This is a genomic window from Exiguobacterium oxidotolerans JCM 12280 (assembly GCF_000702625.1).
Classification (GTDB): Bacteria; Bacillota; Bacilli; order Exiguobacteriales; family Exiguobacteriaceae; genus Exiguobacterium_A; species Exiguobacterium_A oxidotolerans.
Window position 1 is genome coordinate 3,060,777 of record NZ_JNIS01000001.1, and the last position, 17,908, is coordinate 3,078,684.

The 17,908-nt window shown below is 46.3% G+C and carries 15 protein-coding genes; 8 read left to right on the top strand and 7 right to left on the bottom strand.

Annotated features, from left to right (window positions below):
• Window positions 1-174 precede the first annotated feature (174 nt).
• Both P403_RS0115745 and P403_RS0115750 read right to left on the bottom strand, forming a co-directional pair.
• Window positions 175-3,381, bottom strand: coding sequence for an FtsX-like permease family protein (locus P403_RS0115745; RefSeq protein WP_029333643.1), 3,207 nt, complete (start codon window positions 3,379-3,381; stop codon window positions 175-177).
• Window positions 3,374-4,069: an ABC transporter ATP-binding protein gene (locus P403_RS0115750; protein WP_029333644.1), complete on the bottom strand. Its 696-nt coding sequence runs from the start codon at window positions 4,067-4,069 to the stop codon at window positions 3,374-3,376. The genes P403_RS0115745 and P403_RS0115750 overlap by 8 nt, the downstream gene beginning before the upstream one ends.
• Before the next feature lie 303 nt (window positions 4,070-4,372).
• Between P403_RS0115750 and P403_RS0115755 the strand changes: the two genes are divergently transcribed.
• From P403_RS0115755 to P403_RS0115765, 3 genes are read left to right on the top strand one after another with little or no spacing between them, the layout of a single operon-like run.
• On the top strand, window positions 4,373-4,708 hold the full coding sequence (locus tag P403_RS0115755) for a helix-turn-helix domain-containing protein (protein ID WP_029333645.1): 336 nt from the start codon (window positions 4,373-4,375) through the stop codon (window positions 4,706-4,708).
• Window positions 4,705-5,448: an ImmA/IrrE family metallo-endopeptidase gene (locus tag P403_RS0115760; protein WP_051667454.1), complete on the top strand. Its 744-nt coding sequence runs from the start codon at window positions 4,705-4,707 to the stop codon at window positions 5,446-5,448. Before P403_RS0115755 ends, P403_RS0115760 begins: the two co-directional genes overlap by 4 nt.
• The gene (locus P403_RS0115765) at window positions 5,441-6,055 is read left to right on the top strand and encodes a PIN domain-containing protein (protein WP_029333647.1); all 615 of its coding nucleotides are present in this window, start codon (window positions 5,441-5,443) and stop codon (window positions 6,053-6,055) included. The genes P403_RS0115760 and P403_RS0115765 overlap by 8 nt, the downstream gene beginning before the upstream one ends.
• A gap of 467 nt (window positions 6,056-6,522) precedes the next feature.
• Here the strand turns inward: P403_RS0115765 and P403_RS0115770 are convergent, their stop codons facing one another.
• Window positions 6,523-9,756 carry an ABC transporter permease gene (locus tag P403_RS0115770; protein WP_034801334.1) on the bottom strand — a complete coding sequence of 1,078 codons (3,234 nt, stop codon included), beginning with the start codon at window positions 9,754-9,756 and terminating at the stop codon, window positions 6,523-6,525.
• Window positions 9,749-10,444 (bottom strand): ABC transporter ATP-binding protein, encoded by a 696-nt coding sequence (locus tag P403_RS0115775; RefSeq protein ID WP_029333649.1) that lies wholly within the window; start codon window positions 10,442-10,444, stop codon window positions 9,749-9,751. The genes P403_RS0115770 and P403_RS0115775 overlap by 8 nt, the downstream gene beginning before the upstream one ends.
• Window positions 10,445-10,804: 360 nt before the next feature.
• Between P403_RS0115775 and P403_RS0115780 the strand changes: the two genes are divergently transcribed.
• Both P403_RS0115780 and P403_RS0115785 read left to right on the top strand, forming a co-directional pair.
• Window positions 10,805-11,398 (top strand): HAD-IA family hydrolase, encoded by a 594-nt coding sequence (locus P403_RS0115780; protein ID WP_029333650.1) that lies wholly within the window; start codon window positions 10,805-10,807, stop codon window positions 11,396-11,398.
• 83 nt (window positions 11,399-11,481) lie between these two features.
• Window positions 11,482-12,084 carry a GNAT family N-acetyltransferase gene (locus P403_RS0115785; RefSeq protein WP_034801337.1) on the top strand — a complete coding sequence of 201 codons (603 nt, stop codon included), beginning with the start codon at window positions 11,482-11,484 and terminating at the stop codon, window positions 12,082-12,084.
• 44 nt (window positions 12,085-12,128) lie between these two features.
• On the opposite strand, the gene P403_RS0115790 is transcribed toward P403_RS0115785, so the two are convergent.
• Both P403_RS0115790 and P403_RS0115795 read right to left on the bottom strand, forming a co-directional pair.
• The gene (locus P403_RS0115790) at window positions 12,129-12,788 is read right to left on the bottom strand and encodes a hypothetical protein (RefSeq protein WP_029333652.1); all 660 of its coding nucleotides are present in this window, start codon (window positions 12,786-12,788) and stop codon (window positions 12,129-12,131) included.
• Window positions 12,789-12,890: 102 nt separating this feature from the next.
• The gene (locus P403_RS0115795) at window positions 12,891-14,102 is read right to left on the bottom strand and encodes an MFS transporter (RefSeq protein ID WP_029333653.1); all 1,212 of its coding nucleotides are present in this window, start codon (window positions 14,100-14,102) and stop codon (window positions 12,891-12,893) included.
• Window positions 14,103-14,245: 143 nt separating this feature from the next.
• Between P403_RS0115795 and P403_RS0115800 the strand changes: the two genes are divergently transcribed.
• Window positions 14,246-15,178 carry an NAD(P)-dependent alcohol dehydrogenase gene (locus P403_RS0115800; RefSeq protein ID WP_029333654.1) on the top strand — a complete coding sequence of 311 codons (933 nt, stop codon included), beginning with the start codon at window positions 14,246-14,248 and terminating at the stop codon, window positions 15,176-15,178.
• A gap of 109 nt (window positions 15,179-15,287) precedes the next feature.
• On the opposite strand, the gene P403_RS0115805 is transcribed toward P403_RS0115800, so the two are convergent.
• Entirely contained in the window at window positions 15,288-15,809 is a 522-nt protein-coding gene (locus P403_RS0115805; protein ID WP_029333655.1) for a dihydrofolate reductase family protein, read from the bottom strand.
• A gap of 85 nt (window positions 15,810-15,894) precedes the next feature.
• On the opposite strand from P403_RS0115805, the gene P403_RS0115810 reads away from it, so the two are divergent.
• Window positions 15,895-16,782, top strand: coding sequence for a helix-turn-helix transcriptional regulator (locus tag P403_RS0115810; RefSeq protein ID WP_029333656.1), 888 nt, complete (start codon window positions 15,895-15,897; stop codon window positions 16,780-16,782).
• An 82-nt stretch (window positions 16,783-16,864) separates the two neighbouring features.
• On the top strand, window positions 16,865-17,908 hold a 1,044-nt coding region (locus P403_RS0115815), incomplete at its 3' end, for a cation:proton antiporter (RefSeq protein ID WP_029333657.1).

Consider the following 17,908-nt stretch of genomic DNA (forward strand, 5'->3'; position numbering starts at 1 on the left):
TTATCTTTGTATGTATCTTACTCATTTATTTAAAGGCTAGAAAAAAGCAACACTAACTGTTTTTTATAAATAGATTGTTTAATAACTTATATGAGAAAGTTTAGATTTTAAAATAACCCATAATTAAGTACAAAAAGAAATTCTCCCATTTCAAATAATGAGAGAATTTCTTTTTCATAATGTAATTTTGACAGTATAGCCATGCGCAGTGAAAGCCCCATTGACATTCATCACAAAAGTTTTTTCTGTTTTTGGTACGAAATAGATGACATCGATTTTAGAACGATACGGCGCATAATATCCTAAGCTTTCTACATAAGCTTTTTTATTATGATTGATAGTTTTCTCAGGCGTATAGTTTTTATTGTTTGCATCGATCAGAGGGAATGTGGATGGTGCATAGTTGAAATAGGAATCTGCTGTCGCTTCGCCCTTAACTTGCAACTCCAATGTGACAGAAACTGCTTGTTTAGATTCAGGAACGTTCGGTAAGTTGATACGTTTGGCTGATCGGACCCAAAAACCTTCTCGCTTCTCTACCTCCGGATCACCTGGATAAGTCTTGATTCCTCCTTTATCCATCAATTCATCGATGAAGTCTTTATTTTTCTTAGATGTTTCAGTTTGCTTCGTTGGTCTATTTTGTTGATCTGTTAGTTTCGTTCCCGTCGTTACGACATTAGGAGCATCCGAAGGCTTAGTAGTAGAAGTAGTTGCTTCATCTGCTGCAAAAAAGAACAATGCGCTAACACCTACAACTAAGACTGTACCAATCGAACCAAGTGCAATTTTGAATTGTCGCTCAGTTGCTTTTTGATTCGATACGACACTTCCTATTGCTGCATTTGGTGAAATCCTTACTGCACGTTGGGCAGGTAGTAACGCTCCGAGTATACCGGTTATGACCGGAATAAGGAGCATAATACTTAAGAAACCGAGTTCGCCCATCGGGAATTGATTATAGACGAACCCGATTAATCCTAGTGCGATAAGTAATCCGAGAATACCGGCTAGAAGTCCAGTCATCATGCCCTCGCTGAGTACAAGGAGGCGGACTTGACCATCTCGCCAACCAGTCGCCTTCAGAACAGCAAGCTGACTTTTTCGTTCATTTACGTTTTGCCACATGATTTCCGTCGTCGTCAGAATCGCAATGAGTAGCGCGACTCCCATTGCGACGTAATGCATGGTCCCTACTTCAAGGGCAACGAACTCACCAAGCCACGTCGCATAGAGCACACCTTTTAGACGGAACGTGATAAACAAGAAGAAGATGAACAGACTCGTCGGCAAAGCGATTGCGATGACGGATAATAAAGTTCGTTGCCAATAAGTAGCGAGTTGATTGATGCTCATTCCAAGTACGCTGCGTGCCCGGACGAAACGACGTCCTTTCGAGACCTCGCCAGACCGCATGCTTTCATAAGGCTTGATACGCTTAATCAGGGTCATCGGAACGAGAGTACCTCCCCAATAAATAAGCAAACCTGAAAGACCGATGAGCAGGATTCGAACAAAAGCGACAGGATTATTTGTTGTCATCCAAAATGAACCCAGAATCGTCCAAGCGATTAATGCTACTAATGTCCCTAGAATGGTAGCTTCTAAAAACAGTAACTTTGATAATTGTCTCGGTCTCCATCCCAGTGATAATAGAATTGCGAATTCTTTTTTTCGGGCATATAACAAGATGATATTCGAACTGAAAACGTAAACAAGAGCGACAGCGATAACGCTCGCAATTATTCCACTCATGCCGACTTTAGCCTCTTGGAAGATGGCGATCGAGGACCCGAGTTTGATCCACGGTTGCTGGACCCATCCTAAAGCCGATTCTTTCGATAACCCTGGTAAGTATGTGAGCGCATATTGTGGAGAAGATCCAAGTGTTATATCAGTGATTAGTCCTGTTTTATCTTCGATTTCTTTAGCGACAGATTTTAGTTTTTTCTCACTTGTAGCATTCATTGTTTCGACACCTTTGACATTGACACGAATTGCAGAAATTGCTTTTTTTCCACGAATCTTGAAAGCAGCATCAAGTGTCGTTAAGACTGCAGGTGGCTTTGTCAAAAAATCGTATGCATCACTTGTCGGACGGACATCACGAGGTGGATTGACCGGTTGGTCGGTTGCATCCATGACCCATTGAGCTTTTGCAGGGAAATACGTTTCCATAGGAAGTTCTGTTAATGGATCTTTTGAAAGATTCAACTTCTTCGGATCAAACACACCAATGTAATTTAAATCAAGTTTCTTCCAATCGTCACTTGTCGTACCGAATTCTCGTGCTTCACGATACATAGCACGTTTTGCAAAGAGGGAATCGTCTGATATTTTCTGAGGCTCAATCTGGTAGGAGAATGGCCAACGAGAAGGAAAGGGACTCTTTACAGGCTGATATTTTACAGGAGACGGCTTGAGAGACATCCAGTAAAACTGAGACACTTTATGCAAAGATTGTGTACCGTCGAGGATCTCTTTAACAAGTTTTTCACGGACTTGTTGCGACGTAACTTTATATTGAACGGGTTTCGTTGTCTCGAGCGTATCTAAATATTTTTGTCCGCCTTTCGTTTCAATTTGCTGGACAGTGGCATTAATCGAGTCTTCGACAAGAGGTTGTTGTACAGATTCATACGTATAGGTGCGATAGCTAGTTGCGAAATCTTTTCGACTGAGAAGGACAGGGATTTTAGTAATGTCTGTGCCGTTATCAGTCACTTCATCATCGCCTTTGAAATAGCGACTATTCTTTGTAGATACGATGGATTGATCGAGGCCGACGAGTTTGGCTTCCGCTTCAGGATCGACACCAGCGAGCATCTCATTCAGACCAAGGGGAAGCAAAGGTGACTTTCCGACGGAGCCTGGTGAAACGCCTGTTTTAGTCGCGTTGTCCATTGGGACCCATCCTACTGCTTGGTAGAACCCTCCTGTAAAGTCTTCTGTTTTTAATCCGGTATTCTGGGAGTCCGTCATGGTCACCTTGTAAATACCTTCCTTATCATATGTATGGGTACCATAGTCGGTTGAGGTCAGAACATTTCCAATCATCGCAATCGGTGCTGCGACCTCGACATCAGCAATCTGCTTGATCGTCTCGTATTGTTTGCGGGTGATCCCGCCGTCGAGTCCGCTCATATAATTCGGCTCGAGCAGGTTCAATTCTTCCGTGACGCTACGACTACCTTCTGGTCGAACCACGATATCGTAGGATGAATTCCAACGCTTTTGTAATTCATCGACGATAGTTCCATTATTTGCTTGTGTCGTCCCAATCAGATAGCTCAGTCCGGTACTGACGATCAGAACGCCGACGAGAAGCAAAATGAATCGCTCTTTGTTGCGCCACCAAGAGTTCCAGATGAACTTAAGCATAGGTAGGAACCTCCGATGGATCGACGACCCGACCATCTTTCATCGTGATCGTCCGGTTCGCGCGTGCTGCGAGTTCGGGATCATGCGTGACGAAGAAGACGCCACAGGCATTCTCGCGGTTCAGCTTCGTCAAGAGACTGAAGATGACCTCCCCGGTCGCTGTATCGAGGTTCCCGGTCGGTTCATCCGCGAGCAACCATTTCGGGCGATGGATGAGTGCGCGCGCGACGGCGACGCGTTGCTGTTGTCCACCAGAGAGTTGGGAAGGGAGAGAATGGATCTTGTCTGCGAGTCCGACTTCCTCGAGGAGTTCGAGAGCGCGCTTTTCCTTATCGTAGTCGACTTTACGTCCGAAGAGCGGCGCGAGTACATTTTCGAGTGCCGTCAGCGTCGGGATGAGATGGAACTGTTGGAAGATGAAACCGATGTTCTCGAACCGGAAGTCTGAGAGCTGCTTCGCATTCAACTTGGAGATATCTTTCCCGTCGAATAACAATTCTCCTGAAGTCGGGGTATCGAGCGTCCCGAGAATGCTAAGCAACGTCGACTTTCCGGAACCGGAAGGTCCGATGATCGAGATGAAGTCTCCTTCAGCGAAGTCGAGTTGGATATCCTGTAATGCGAACGTCTCGTTTTCACCTGTCTGGAACGACTTGGTGATATTTTTACACGTGAACGAATAGGGCATGTATCATACCTCCTGTAGATTTTTTAATTCCATATGTAAGTAATAAAAACCATTATTTTCTTATTATAATCATAAAATAGTGGTGATAGACCATTAAAAACCAGAAATAACTGAAAAATAAGTCAATTCTTTAATCTATCAGTTTGTTACAAATAATTAGCCGTTAGAATTAGAAATTGATGCAGACAGTAATAAGTTTAGATTTTACAAAATCATTTTTTGTATTAAAACTTATTCATTAATTTTTATTTTTGTAGTCGACTACAAAGAATGCTATATTTATTGATGAAAGAAGGTGCTAGTATGAGTTCAAATCAAATCCTCATTCAAAACATTAAAGCTTGGTTAGAAGATAATCAGAAGTCGCATCAATGGTTAGCGCAAGAGATCGGTGTCAGTAAGGCGATGATTGGACACATGTTGAACGAAAGTCGTGTCATCCAACCACAACGTATTGTCGATATCGCTAACGCACTCGGGGTATCTGTAAAGGATTTGACGTCAGATGCTTCTATGAAAGAAGAACGTATGACAGTCGAGTTACGCGGTACGTTATCGAATCGACGTTCTAAAATGGAATTAGAGCGTCTGAAATTTGCTATAGAGGACTATATCGGACTCAAAGGGAGTCGGTTATGAAACCATCGATCAAGATCACCGAAGAAATTGCTGAATCGTTTGCGGCTAGCTTTTTAGAAAAGGTTGTTGATAGTCCAATTTTCATTGGTTCCTACATTGAGCAAGTATTGGCTCAAGAGACGAATCTCATTTTTCAATACGTCGAGGATGAGGCGTATTTTGGTGCTGCGATCAAACATATGTCTGGGGAAGAGTTCATCGCCTTGAACTCGTATCAATCGTTGCGGATGCGCTATTTCACTGCTGCTCACGAACTTTGGCACTTGTCTGAAGTGAGCAAGTATCAAGTAAATGGATTTGATCATGAGCGGGCAGCTGATCGATTTGCAGCAGCACTCATGCTCCCTAAAAGTACGACGAAAGAGGTATGGGAAAAACTCAAAGCATCGTATGAAACGAAGCTTTCGATTATTCATCTTGCTGACATCGCCCAAGTACCTTATGTTTCAGTAGTTCGGCGCCTACGAGAGCTCGGATATCGTTTCTCTGACTTAAGTGAACGGGAGGAAGAATGGGTAAAAGAACGGAGCCGATTAGGTGTTTCCCCAAGTCCGCTTGATCAACGACAGCGGTTCGAATCGTTTTCCGCTTATGAGAACGAGGTTGTCAGAGCAGTAGAAGAGGAACGTGTTACTCGCTTAAGTGCAGCAAACAAACTTTCTGTTTATCAACCCACACTGGCAAAAGCGTTACAAGAAGAGATGATGCAAGCATTACAAAAGGATTCGGCGGATGATTAAAGAACCTGTATTCATTGATGCGAACATCATCATCCATGCAGCTAGTTTTCGACAAGCTGATGTTTTTGATTGGTTGAATCGTTTGTATGGACGCATCATCATTCATATTGAAGTATTAGAAGAATTAAAAATTTCTTCATTGAGAGAAAAAGTAGAGGTGTTGATAGCAGAAGGTAAATGGACTCTATTCAATCCGGAATCCGAAGTATCGATTGAGACTGATGCACTGTATGAGCTCTACCTTATATACTTACAGGAAGTTCGAGTGGCGTTTGAACAACTCGACGAAAAGAAAATACGAGAAGGACGTCCACTCAAACACACGAGCGATCTAGGAGAAATTCATAGTCTTGCAGCAGCGCGACTACTTAGCGCTGAACTAATTTGTAGTGATGATGCGGATATCCGTGAAGTAATCACAGATACTGATCTACGTGTCATTAACTACGAGGACGAAGAAGTACTAATTCGTCAACATACACTGATTGATTTTTGCATGCATTTACAAAGACACGATATCGTGAAACGGAGTATGGTTCGAAAATTTTTCAAGTCCATTCGTCCTCATGATGTACAACGTTTCGATAAACAGATGGATAGAATGTGAAGCGAAAGTCATTCATAAGAAAAGATGTATACGTTTCGATGTCGAAATGGGTACATCTTTCTCTGTTTTTATCAAAAATTAGGCGAGAATACTCCAGTTGGACAGATCGTTTGACTCTTATTCATTTTAGAAATCATGAGCTGATTATATACATTACCAGTGGTGGGTCACTCTAGTCATGTACGTCAAACAACGGTTCTCAATAAATTACCTAATAAAAACTGTGTATTTATTTCGACATCGAAATGTATACACAGTTTTTATTTTTCTTATTTACATCTAATGACTATTTAAAAACACATTGATAAAAAGACGAGTTTGTAGATTTTCAAACTGCAATCATTCAACTCAATATACTCTTGTGAAAGAATAGTCATTTTTGTATACAAAACGGTCATTAAAAAAACATAAATCTAATAGAACTCACTTTTTTACTAGATTTATGTTTTTAATGAATTACAACGTATTTATTGAGTTTTCTGATCAAGTTCTATTTTTACAGTCGTAGCTTTAGGGAATGCGTCGTCTGCTGCATAAAGAACAAACACCTTCTGGTCGACCGGGACTTGATAGACCAAATCGACAGTTGACTTATGTGGAGGGAAGTACTGATAACTATTTCTGAACGCCTTCTCATTATGATTGACATAATCAACGGTTTTGTATTCTTTGCCGTCTAGCGACGTTAGAATATACGTTCCAGGGCGATAAATACCATAAGCGCCTTTTACTCTATCGTCAGGATCATGTATAAAGACAGGAATCGTGACATAGCGATAGCCGGCCTTTTCTTTTAGGTTTAATTCTTTTGGTGTCGGAATGAGAGATTTGACGTAAAACAGCTGAGATGTTGCTTCTGGATCACCTGGATACGTTTGGATGACCCCTTTCTTCATCAGTTTTTTAAGCGCTTTTTGATCGTCTGTTTTCTTGTCAGATGACGATTTCGATTCCGAAGCTAAATTCTTTAACTTTTGTCCGCTCGTCTGTTGCTGATGCGCACTCTGTGGTGTAGTCGTTGTCGAGGATTCCGTTGAGGCGAACAAGAACAGACTCGCAACCCCGACACATAAGGAAGCAGCGATCGATCCGAGTGCCCATTTGAAACGTCGTTCTGTCGCCTGTGTATTCTCGACGATGCTACCGAGTGCGGCATTCGGTGTAATGCGGACGGCACGCTCGGCAGGAAGTAAGGCACCTAACACGCCCGTGATCACTGGAATCAAGAGCATGACGCTAAGGAAACCAAGCTCTTGAACCGGGAATTGTCCGTAAACGAAACCAATCATTCCAAGTGCAGTCAAAAGACCAATCACACCAGCACAGAGTCCCGTCATCATCCCTTCACTTAGTACGAGTAAACGAACTTGTCTGTCTTGCCAGCCGGTTGCTTTGAGGACGGCAAGCTGACTCTTCCGTTCATTGACGTTTTGCCACATGATTTCGGTCGTCGTTAGAATAGCGATTAATAGAGCGACGCCCATCGCGACGTAATGCATCGTCCCGACTTCGAGCGCGACATATTCGCCGAGCCACGTTGCGTACAAGACGCCTTTTAAGCGGAACGTGATGAAGAGAAAGAAGATGAACAGACTCGTCGGTAAGGCAATCGCGACGACGGAGAGCAATGTTCGTTGCCAGTAGGTGACAAGCTGATTGGTACTCATTCCAAGCACGCTACGCGCGCGGACGAAACGACGACCTTTTGAGACTTCACCAGAACGCATGCTTTCATACGGTTTGATGCGACGAATCAACGCCATTGGTACGAGCGTTCCACCCCAGTAAATGAGTAAACCAGCAAGACCAATCAATAGAATCCGACCGATTGCAATCGGATTGTCCGTCGTGACCCAGAAGGAACCGAGAATCGTCCAAGCAATCAAGACGACGAGTGTACCAAGTATTGTTGCTTCTAAGAACAGCAGTTTCGAAAGCTGACGCGGGCGCCAACCGAGCGATAGTAAAATCGCGAACTCTTTTTTTCGGGCATAGAGCAAGATGATATTCGAGCTAAAGACATAGACGAGTGCAACGGCGATGACACTAGCGATGATGCCGCTCATCCCAACTTTTGCTTCTTGGAAAATAGCAATCGAGGACCCGAGCTTGATCCACGGTTGTTGGACCCAGCCGAGTGCTGATTCGTCTTTTAGACCCGGTAAATAGGTCAAAGCGAGCTGCGGAGAGGAACCAAGTGTCACGTCCGTGATCAGTCCAGTCTTCTGTTCGATTTCCGTTGCGACTTGCTGGAGCTTCTTCTCGCTAGCAGCGTTCATCGTCTCGACGCCTTTGACGTTGACGCGGATGGCAGAGATTGCTTTATCACCGCGAATCTTGAACGCGGCATCGAGCGTCGTCAGCATCGATGGTGGTTTCGTCAGGAAATCGTAGGGATCATTTGTTGGTTTGACGTCTCGGACTGGATTGACAGGACGTTCATTCTTGTCCATGACCCATTGAGCTTTCGACGGGAAGTATGTCTCCATCGGCAGTTCCGTCAACGGATCTTTCGAGATATTCAATTTTTTCGGATCGAAGACCCCGATATAGTTCAGGTTGACTTTGGGCCAGTCCGCGCTATCTTTTCCGAACATCCTCGCTTCCCGATACATACTGCGTTTAGCTAGTAAGGAATCTTGGTTGACTTGTTTCGGTTGGACTTGATAGGTGAACGGCCAACGTGAAGCATAAGGACTTTTGATCGAACGATAGTCGATCGGGGACGGTTTTAAAGCAATCCACGTGAAGGAGTTGCTGTTCGTCTCTTCAGCAGTCGGTAACGTGTGTTTTAAGATGTCATTGACGAGCTTCTTCTGGACATCTTGTGTCGTGATCGTATAACGTTTAGCACCGCTAGCAGGTAAGGACTGTAAATATTTTTCCCCACCTTTTTGTTCGACATGTTTCACCATATCGTTGATGGATGTTTCTTTCGACGGCAGCTCGACTTTTTCGTACGTGTAGATGCGTGTGGCATCGACGTATTCACGATTATTCAACAAGATTGGGATTTGGACACCGTCTTCACCAAACGAAGTGACCTGATCATCTTTTGAAAAATAGTCACTATAAGTTCCTTTTGTCGTCGCTTGATCCAAACCGACGAGTGCGGCTTCCGCCTCGGGATCAACACCTGCAATCATGACTTGGCTCCCATACTCAAAAAGAGGCTGCTTTCCAAGGGGGAGGGGCGACACACCTGATTTTTTTGCATCCCCTGTAGGTTCCCATCCCGCTGCTAAGAAGGTGACCCCACTCGATGATTCGTTTTGTAACCCAGTGTCTTGCGTATCTTTGATCGTCAGTTTGTAAATGCCTTCTTGATCGATGGTATGCGTACCGATACTCGAAAGCGTTTGGTTATACCCGATCATCGCGATCGGGGCGGCGACCTCGACGTCAGCAATTTTTTTAATTGTTTCATATTGTTTGCGCGTGATCCCACCATCAAGCCCGCTCATATAGTTTGGTTCGAGTAAATTTAGGTTTTCTGTCAGACTCCTACTACCCTCAGGTCGAACTACGATATCGTATGATGATCCCCAACGTTTTTGTAGCTCGTCGACGACTGTCCCGTTATTAGCTTGTGTCGTACCTATTAGATAGCTGAGTCCGGTACTGACGATCAGGACGCCGACGAGCAGCAGGATGAATCGCTCTTTGTTGCGCCACCAAGAGTTCCAGATGAACTTAAGCATAGGCAGGAACCTCTGATGGATCGACGACCCGACCATCTTTCATCGTGATCGTCCGGTTCGCGCGTGCCGCGAGTTCAGGATCATGCGTGACGAAGAAGACACCACAGGCATTCTCGCGGTTCAGTTTCGTCAAGAGACCGAAGATGACCTCCCCGGTCGCTGTATCGAGGTTCCCGGTCGGTTCATCCGCGAGCAACCATTTCGGGCGGTGGACGAGTGCGCGCGCGACGGCGACACGTTGCTGTTGTCCACCAGAGAGTTGGGAAGGAAGAGAATGAATTTTATCTGCTAGTCCGACTTCTTCGAGGAGTTCGAGAGCGCGCTTTTCCTTATTGTAGTCGACTTTACGTCCGAAGAGCGGCGCGAGTACATTTTCGAGTGCTGTCAGCGTCGGGATGAGATGGAACTGTTGGAAGATGAAACCGATGTTCTCGAACCGGAAGTCTGAGAGCTGCTTCGCATTCAACTTGGAGATATCTTTCCCGTCGAATAACAATTCTCCTGAAGTCGGGGTGTCGAGCGTCCCAAGAATACTGAGTAGCGTGGACTTACCAGAACCGGAAGGTCCGATGATCGAGATGAAGTCTCCTTCAGCGAAGTCGAGTTGGATATCCTGTAATGCAAACGTCTCGTTTTCACCTGTCTGGAACGACTTGGTGATATTTTTACACGTGAACGAATAAGCCATACATGATACCTCCTGAAGATATAGTTTTAAAAATCCCACATAAAAGAAGTAAAAACCATTAATCACCTAATTATAAACGTAATTAAAATCACATTCTAGTTAAAAAAACCATAATTTTCTGAAAAATAAGTCGATTTTTCCAACTATTGAAATTGTTTTGGTAAAAAATCAATTCTACTTTTCAAGTAACGAATATCTTCGTTCGTGCTTATTTATGAAGGTGATTCTCCTGCTTTATTTGAGGATAATTCCCTTGAAAATTAGATTGAATATACTGTTTATTATTACCAAATGCAAATCAACTTCGTGTAAGATGGGAATGAGAAAGTGAAATACAAAAGTTGGGGGGATGTAGAGTAAATGAATATCTTATGGGATTTTGATGGAACCATCGTTGATACATACCCAATGTATGTACAATGCTTTAAAAAAATTATGGGTGAAGAAATTTCTTCAGATGATATTTTTTATCAAATGAAAATATCTTATGCAGATGCCAAAAAAGCTTTTAGTGTTACAGATGAGCAAGATGCTAAGATTCGATTACTTCGGAAACAAGCAATCCTCGATCAAGTGAAACCATTTATTGGAATTGAACGCGTTCTTAACTTTGCAAACAAAAATGTCATTGTGACCCATAAAAGTAGGCAATCGTTACTTGATTTGCTACACTTCCATGGGATTGCACATTATTTCATAGAAATCATTGCTGGTGACGATGGATTTCCCAGGAAGCCTGACGTAACAGCTTATCAATACTTACATAGAAAATATGGAATTGATTTAGCAATCGGTGATCGTGCGCTCGATTTAAAACCTGCCCGACAGCTAGGCATCATGACCTGCAGTTTTCAAAATCAAGAAATTAACGCTGATATATATCTAACAAGTTATGAAAATTTTTTTGAAGTGATTGAGCAAACAAAGTTCGGTATAAATATAATAAATGAATAGCTTTAACTACGAATGCTATATTAGGATTAGTAATTAAAAGCACGTTTTTGATATTGATTCAAACTAGAAACGAGGGATACTTGATGACAACTGAACAATTTTACAAAACGTTACCAACACTTGAAACGGACCGTTTGCTGTTACGTCCGATGCGCCAGGAGGACTTGGACGATTTGTTCGCCTATACCCAGGACGAGGAGACGGCGCGTTACGTGACGTGGAACGCAAATCAGACGGTGGACCAGGCAGAGCAATTCCTGACGCACGTCCTATCGAACTATGAACAGGGGAAACAGGCACCGTGGGCAATTGAATGGAAGGCGACGGGACAGATGATTGGCACGATTGATTTCATTCATCTGTTGCTGGATGCAAACAAACAGGCCGAACTTGGGTACGCCTTATCACGGCAATTCTGGGGCAAAGGCATCGTCACGGAAGCTACGGAACGGGTGTTGGCATTCGGTTTTGAGGAATTGGAGCTGGAGCGGATTCAGGCACGGTGTATGGAGCCGAACATCGGTTCAGCACGGGTGATGGAAAAGGTCGGGATGACGTACGAAGGCACGTTACGCCGCTTGATTTTCATCAAAGGGACGTTTCACGATGTCAAGATGTACTCCATTTTACGGGATGAGTACGTGACGCAACGTCAAGCGGAACAGAACGAAAAACAACATCAATGAGCAAATGAAGCCCCCGACCATATTGAGCAGTCGGGGGCTTTTGATTATGTTCTGTTTTCAATCAACGAATCGATGACGGTAACCGTGTTCGTGACCGTATCGAGAATCCGCGTCCGCAAATCATCCTTTGACAGGAAAATCGCTTCGCCGGTCGCGTCAAACGCAAATGCTGTCGGAATCGAAAAGCCGCAGTTGCGGTAAGACCCGTCGGCATGACTCGTCCCGATGACGATAGCGGATTGCTGACGGCTGATACGGGCTGCTTCGCCTGACCACTCGGCATATTGTTCCGGACTGAACATCCCGACACCGATCGGATTGAAAATCACTTCAACGGTATCGTTCTTCAGCCCATCGAGTCCTAAGAAGATTTCGCGGCAGAGCAGGTAACCGTACTGTTGTCCATCATCGTCGACGGTCGACGGTTGATAGAGCGGACCAGCTTCCGGTGTCTTCGCACGGTCGAGAAGGATTTCCCCATGTTCGTTAATGATCAATGCCCGGTCCAACCGGTCGGCGTCCCGGTACCCGGTGACGATCATCGTCGTATACTGTTTTGCAAGTTGACAGAGCGTCACGAGATTGGTCTGCCGGCAGTAGCCTTCCGGGTACAACACGATGTCGATGTCGGGATAGGCGGCAAGCTCTCGCCGTAATTGCTGTAAGTCAGTTTCTTGTTTCGGTTGTCCAATCAAAATGTGCATGTAGCATTCACTCCGTTCGTATCATGGTCTAAAAAAACTATGTAGCTGACTTGATTTTAGCATAATTTGTAATTTCAAAAGGAGAACGTCACGCCGTCTGGTTTAGGAAATGTGTTTCGTCGGCAAATCTTCTTTAAAAAATAGTTGTTTACCCGGCAAGAGGACAGCGATACTTTGAAGCAGACTCAGCGCGACTAATACACTGGCCGCCGTCAACACGGTGAAGCGGAGCGGGAACAGGTCACCGGTAAAACCAATTAATAAAATCAGCACAATGTGGAGTACACTTTGCCCGAGTCCATAAAGACTCGTTACCCGACCCATCAATTCATCCGGCACATTGTTTTGATAAAACGTCACGAAGCCGGTCCCGGAAAAGGCATTAAAAAAGCCGAGCAAGATGAATCCGGTCGCGACGAGTAAAAAAGAAGTGGCCGTCGCATAGATCAAGTAGCCGAGTGCGACGAACGAATAACCGCTGACGAGTAACGTTTTGAGCGACAGGTGACGCGAGAATCGGGCGACGGTCAGTCCGCCGAGCACGGAACCGATCCCCGTTATGCTGATCAACAGTCCATAATCGGTTGCCGACAGTCCGACGACGGTCTGCAGAAAAACGACTTCCTGGGCGTCCATCGCCAGCGCAAGGCTCATCGTCAACAATCCGAAAACGTAAAACATGCTGATAAACCGGTTCGACCGACTGAATCGGGCGACGGTGCGCCAGTCCGCTGCAACGTCGGTGAATCGTAATTTCTCGACAGTGGGCGGACGGGGAACGGAGGGCAGGAAAGCCAGTAAAACCCCGGAAACGATAAATGAGCCGGCATTGATCCAAATCGCGACATCGGCTGTCGCGACGAGTAACAGCAGACCGGCTAACGCCGGACCGATCAAAAAGGCACTCGACGTGATCAGACCCCGGTAGGCATTAAACGTTTTCCGACCAGTATCCGGTACGAGTTGTGTCAGGTAGGTCGTCGCAGCAGGCTCAAAAAACGCTTTGACAAGGGCGAGGGCGAACAGCGTCAGATAAATCAACGGCAGTGTCGACAGGAACGGAATCAGCGCGACGAGCAACGCCCGGATGAAGTCCGTCCCGATCAACCACCTGCGTACATCGACCCAGTCAATCAGGCTGCCGGCCCAAAATTTCGTGAACAGGGCAGCAAACGGACCGATGATCCAGAGTCCGGCGACAGCGGTGGCGGAGCCGGTCAGTTGATAGAGGTAGACATTGATTGCGACAAGGTAAATAAAGTCACCGAATTGCGAAATGCCGAATGAAGCCAGGAGCGTCGTAGCACGAGACAAGGGGAATCCACCCGCTTTCTGTATACATATATTACCAATAGTATATCGGATGATTCCAGGGTTCGCAATGCCTGAATCGTGCAGGTTTTTTGTACCGATCTGTCGTATTACTTAAGTAACAAATAAGCTCGAGGAGGGGTACGATGAGAGCCGTCATTTGTACTGCATATGGTCCGCCGGATGTACTGAAGCTGCGAGAAGTGAAACAGCCTGTCCCAAAAGCATCTGAGTTGCTGATAAAAGTCCATGCCTCCGCCGTGCATTCAGGTGATCGTCGTCTGCGGGCACTCGATGTACCGGCAGCAGGGAAACTTCCGATGCGTGTCGTCATCGGGTTTAAAGCACCGAGACAGCCAATTTTAGGAGTTGTCTTAGCCGGCGAAGTCGTCGCGACAGGCAATCGTGTCCAGGATTTTAAAGTCGGCGACCGTGTCTATGCCCTGACCGGGATGCGCTTTGGTGGTTACGCTGAGTATGCCTGTATCAAGGAAACCAGCTGTGTCGGGCAGATGCCGCGCAGTGCAAGCTTCACGGAAGCAGCCAGTCTTCCGTTTGGCGGAACGACCGTCCTCCACTTTTTCCGGAAGCTGAACCTTAAGCAGGCGAAAACGATCTTGATTTACGGAGCCTCGGGCGCCGTCGGTTCGCTTGCCGTCCAAATCGCCAAACAATACGGACTTCATGTGACGGCGGTCTGCAGCGGACGGAATGTTGAGTTGGTGAAAGGTCTTGGCGCAGATGTTGTCGTCGACTATACGGCAGAAGGATATGATGCACACCTGACGACGTATGGCGCAGTATTTGACGCGTCCGGAAAGATTGACAAACGAACGGCACGTAAGCACGTCGGAGCGAAAGGGGCGTTTCGTTCAGTCGCCGGACAAGGCGTCGCGCGGGCGCTGAAAAAAGATTTGATTTTACTGAATGAGTGGTTTGAAGCGGGTGAGATGAAAGCGGTCATCGATACGGTATATTCGCTCGAAGAGATCGTCGCTGCCCACCGTTACGTCGATTCCGGGCGGAAATACGGCAATGTCATCGTGTCGGTCGTGGAGGATTCCGGTAAAACGGATTAGATGCCACATTGTCATGACGGACACCGTCGGACTGACGCAAAAAACAAAGTAGAACAAAAAACACCTTTGCCTGCAGCGTTTCAAAGGTGTTTTTTGTCTGCGTGGAACGTCACTTCAAGACATCATACGTCGCCATGATGAACTGACCGGACGGACGACAGCCGGTCAGCCGGAACCGTGTCTCAAGCGTCCCTTCCGGAAACAGTGGAATCCCGCTGCCGAGGACGACAGGCGCGATCGCCAGTTCGAGCTGATCAATCAATTGTAACCGTAAGGCTTCTTGAATCAACTCGCCGCCGCCGACGAGCCAAATCTTGCCGTTGATGGTCGGACTAATCCGGTCAATCAACACATCGAGTGGCTCATTCGTGTAGGTCGCGTATTCGGACTGTTGATCGTTCTGCCGGGTCAACACGTAGTTCTCGAGTCCACTGTACGGATAGTCCTCACTGAGGACCAAGACTTCGTCAAAGGTTTTTCGACCCATGATGACGGCATCGACGTCTGCCATGAACGCTGCGTACCCATTATCACCGTCCCCTTCGACAGCGAACAGCCAATCGAGCGAATCATTTGATCGGGCAATCTTTCCATCGAGACTACAAGCGATATATAAAACGATTTTAGTCATCAATAACTCCTCCTTTTGTTCGATCTATCTCTAGTCTACGGTATAATCATGACAAAAGATGTCGTAATTCGAGAGGGGATTTTGTATGAAAGGTCGTCATTTGAAACTGATGCGTCTGCTCAATCGGCAAGAGCTGTTGACGGCGCGGGAACTCGCGGAAGCCTGCGGCGTCTCGTTACGGACGATTCAACGGGATGTACTGGAGCTTGAAGCAAACGGCTATCCGATTTACAGCGAACGTGGACCGGCCGGCGGCTACCGGGTCTTACCAAATCGTCTGTTGCCCCCACTTGCCTTACGGGAACAGGAAGCGATCACTTTATTTTTAATGCTCGACTGGGTCGGTCAAATTCCCGATCTGCCGTTTGGTCCGTTACGGGGGGATCTTGCTGAATGGTATCTCCATGAACTGCCGCCGGATCTTGAAGCAAAGATGGACCGCCTGAAGGGACGGGTCCGTTTTGCCCGACCTGATACCCCACCATCCCCGTTGACGCGAGATGTGTTGCGATTGTTGGAAGCGGAAGTCAAAGGGGAAATCACTTACCGGACGACAAACGGACGACGGGCGATTTTGATTGATCCGATCGGTTTAACGTTTGACCGCAATCGCTGGTATCTGCTCGCCGAGACAGAACGGGGACTGCGGCAGTACCGGGTCGATCGAATCGATCAGGTCGTACAGACGACCATCCCGTCCGGATTGATGACGTTCGAGGAGGCAGAACGTCAGGGGAAGTCAGGTGAGCAGGTGACGGTCCGACTGGAAGTTTCGTCACTCGGGGAACGGTTGCTTGAAGGGATTTTACCGCTGAACGCACAACGGACGTGGTCCGTTCCGGTGGCGGAGTTACCGTTTCTCGGACGCCAGTTGTTTGGACTGGGCGAAAACGTTCAGGTCCTTGAACCGTCATCACTAAAGGAAGATATCCTGAAGCAGGCAAGAGCGTTGCTCGCGTCCTATGATGTCTGAAAAAGGGGTGATTCTCCTATGCCAGTAAGAAATTATGGTACGATAAAACTAGAGAAAAGTGAAAGAATGGAAGTGATTTTCTATGGAAACGTTATCATTGATTTTATTGTTACTGGCCTTAATTTTGTTGACGAACGTCATCGGACATTACATCCGTTTTATTCCGACGGCCCTGATTCAAATCATCGTCGGGACGCTCGTTGCCTTATCAATTAAGGAGCTATCGATTGAAGTCGAATCGGAATGGTTTTTACTGTTGTTCATCGCTCCTTTACTGTACAACGACAGCTCGCATTTTCCGCGGGAACAACTGTGGAAGATGCGCGGGGCGATCCTCGGCAACGCCATCGTGCTCGTCTTATTGACGACCGTGATCGGCGGATACTTCATCCACTGGATGTTGCCGGTCATTCCGCTCGCTGCCGCCTTTGCGTTAGCCGCGATTTTATCGCCGACTGACCCGGTCGCGGTCAACGGGATCGCAAAACGCGTCCGGCTTCCGGAACCGATTTTAAATCTTGTCCGGGGAGAATCGTTGATTAACGATGCGTCGGGACTCGTCGCCTTTAGTTATGCCGTCACCGCCGTCATGACAGGCTATTTCTCTTTACGTGAAGCTTCGTTTGAATTCGTTTATATGTTTGCTGTCGGTGCCGTCGTCGGCCTTGTCATCATCGTCGTGATGAACTGGCTGAAGATCCGGCTCCGCCGGGCGGGAATCGATGACGTCGTCTTTTATGCACTTTTGCAAATCTTGACACCGTTCATCATCTTCTTCATCTCAGAGGAATTGCTTCATGCGTCGGGCGTCATTGCTGTCGTCGCCGGTGGTTTACTCCATGCCTTGATTAAGGAACGGACGGAAACGTTCTTTGCACAGGAACAAGTCTTGACAGATAACATTTGGACGATGATTGCCTACATCTTGAACGGGGTCATTTTCTTATTGCTTGGTTTGACATTGCCCGGAGCGACGCAGGCCATCTTCATTGATGACGCCATCAACAACTGGCGGTTACTCGGGTACGTCAGCTTAATCGGTCTTGTCATCCTCGGGATCCGCTTAGTCTGGACACTGTTCTTTAATTGGTTTGATCATCGCTTTCTTCGTAAGGATGAGCAGCGG

What these genes read in the sequence shown, in the direction of transcription:
- P403_RS0115800 (WP_029333654.1), top strand. Translation starts at nt 14,246, where the DNA reads ATGAGAGCCGTCATTTGTACTGCATATGGTCCGCCGGATGTACTGAAG.
- P403_RS0115780 (WP_029333650.1), top strand. Translation starts at nt 10,805, where the DNA reads ATGAATATCTTATGGGATTTTGATGGAACCATCGTTGATACATACCCA.
- P403_RS0115810 (WP_029333656.1), top strand. Translation starts at nt 15,895, where the DNA reads ATGAAAGGTCGTCATTTGAAACTGATGCGTCTGCTCAATCGGCAAGAG.
- P403_RS0115785 (WP_034801337.1), top strand. Translation starts at nt 11,482, where the DNA reads ATGACAACTGAACAATTTTACAAAACGTTACCAACACTTGAAACGGAC.
- P403_RS0115805 (WP_029333655.1), bottom strand. Translation starts at nt 15,809, where the DNA reads ATGACTAAAATCGTTTTATATATCGCTTGTAGTCTCGATGGAAAGATT.
- P403_RS0115755 (WP_029333645.1), top strand. Translation starts at nt 4,373, where the DNA reads ATGAGTTCAAATCAAATCCTCATTCAAAACATTAAAGCTTGGTTAGAA.
- P403_RS0115765 (WP_029333647.1), top strand. Translation starts at nt 5,441, where the DNA reads ATGATTAAAGAACCTGTATTCATTGATGCGAACATCATCATCCATGCA.
- P403_RS0115775 (WP_029333649.1), bottom strand. Translation starts at nt 10,444, where the DNA reads ATGGCTTATTCGTTCACGTGTAAAAATATCACCAAGTCGTTCCAGACA.
- P403_RS0115770 (WP_034801334.1), bottom strand. Translation starts at nt 9,756, where the DNA reads ATGCTTAAGTTCATCTGGAACTCTTGGTGGCGCAACAAAGAGCGATTC.
- P403_RS0115790 (WP_029333652.1), bottom strand. Translation starts at nt 12,788, where the DNA reads ATGCACATTTTGATTGGACAACCGAAACAAGAAACTGACTTACAGCAA.
- P403_RS0115760 (WP_051667454.1), top strand. Translation starts at nt 4,705, where the DNA reads ATGAAACCATCGATCAAGATCACCGAAGAAATTGCTGAATCGTTTGCG.
- P403_RS0115750 (WP_029333644.1), bottom strand. Translation starts at nt 4,069, where the DNA reads ATGCCCTATTCGTTCACGTGTAAAAATATCACCAAGTCGTTCCAGACA.
- P403_RS0115745 (WP_029333643.1), bottom strand. Translation starts at nt 3,381, where the DNA reads ATGCTTAAGTTCATCTGGAACTCTTGGTGGCGCAACAAAGAGCGATTC.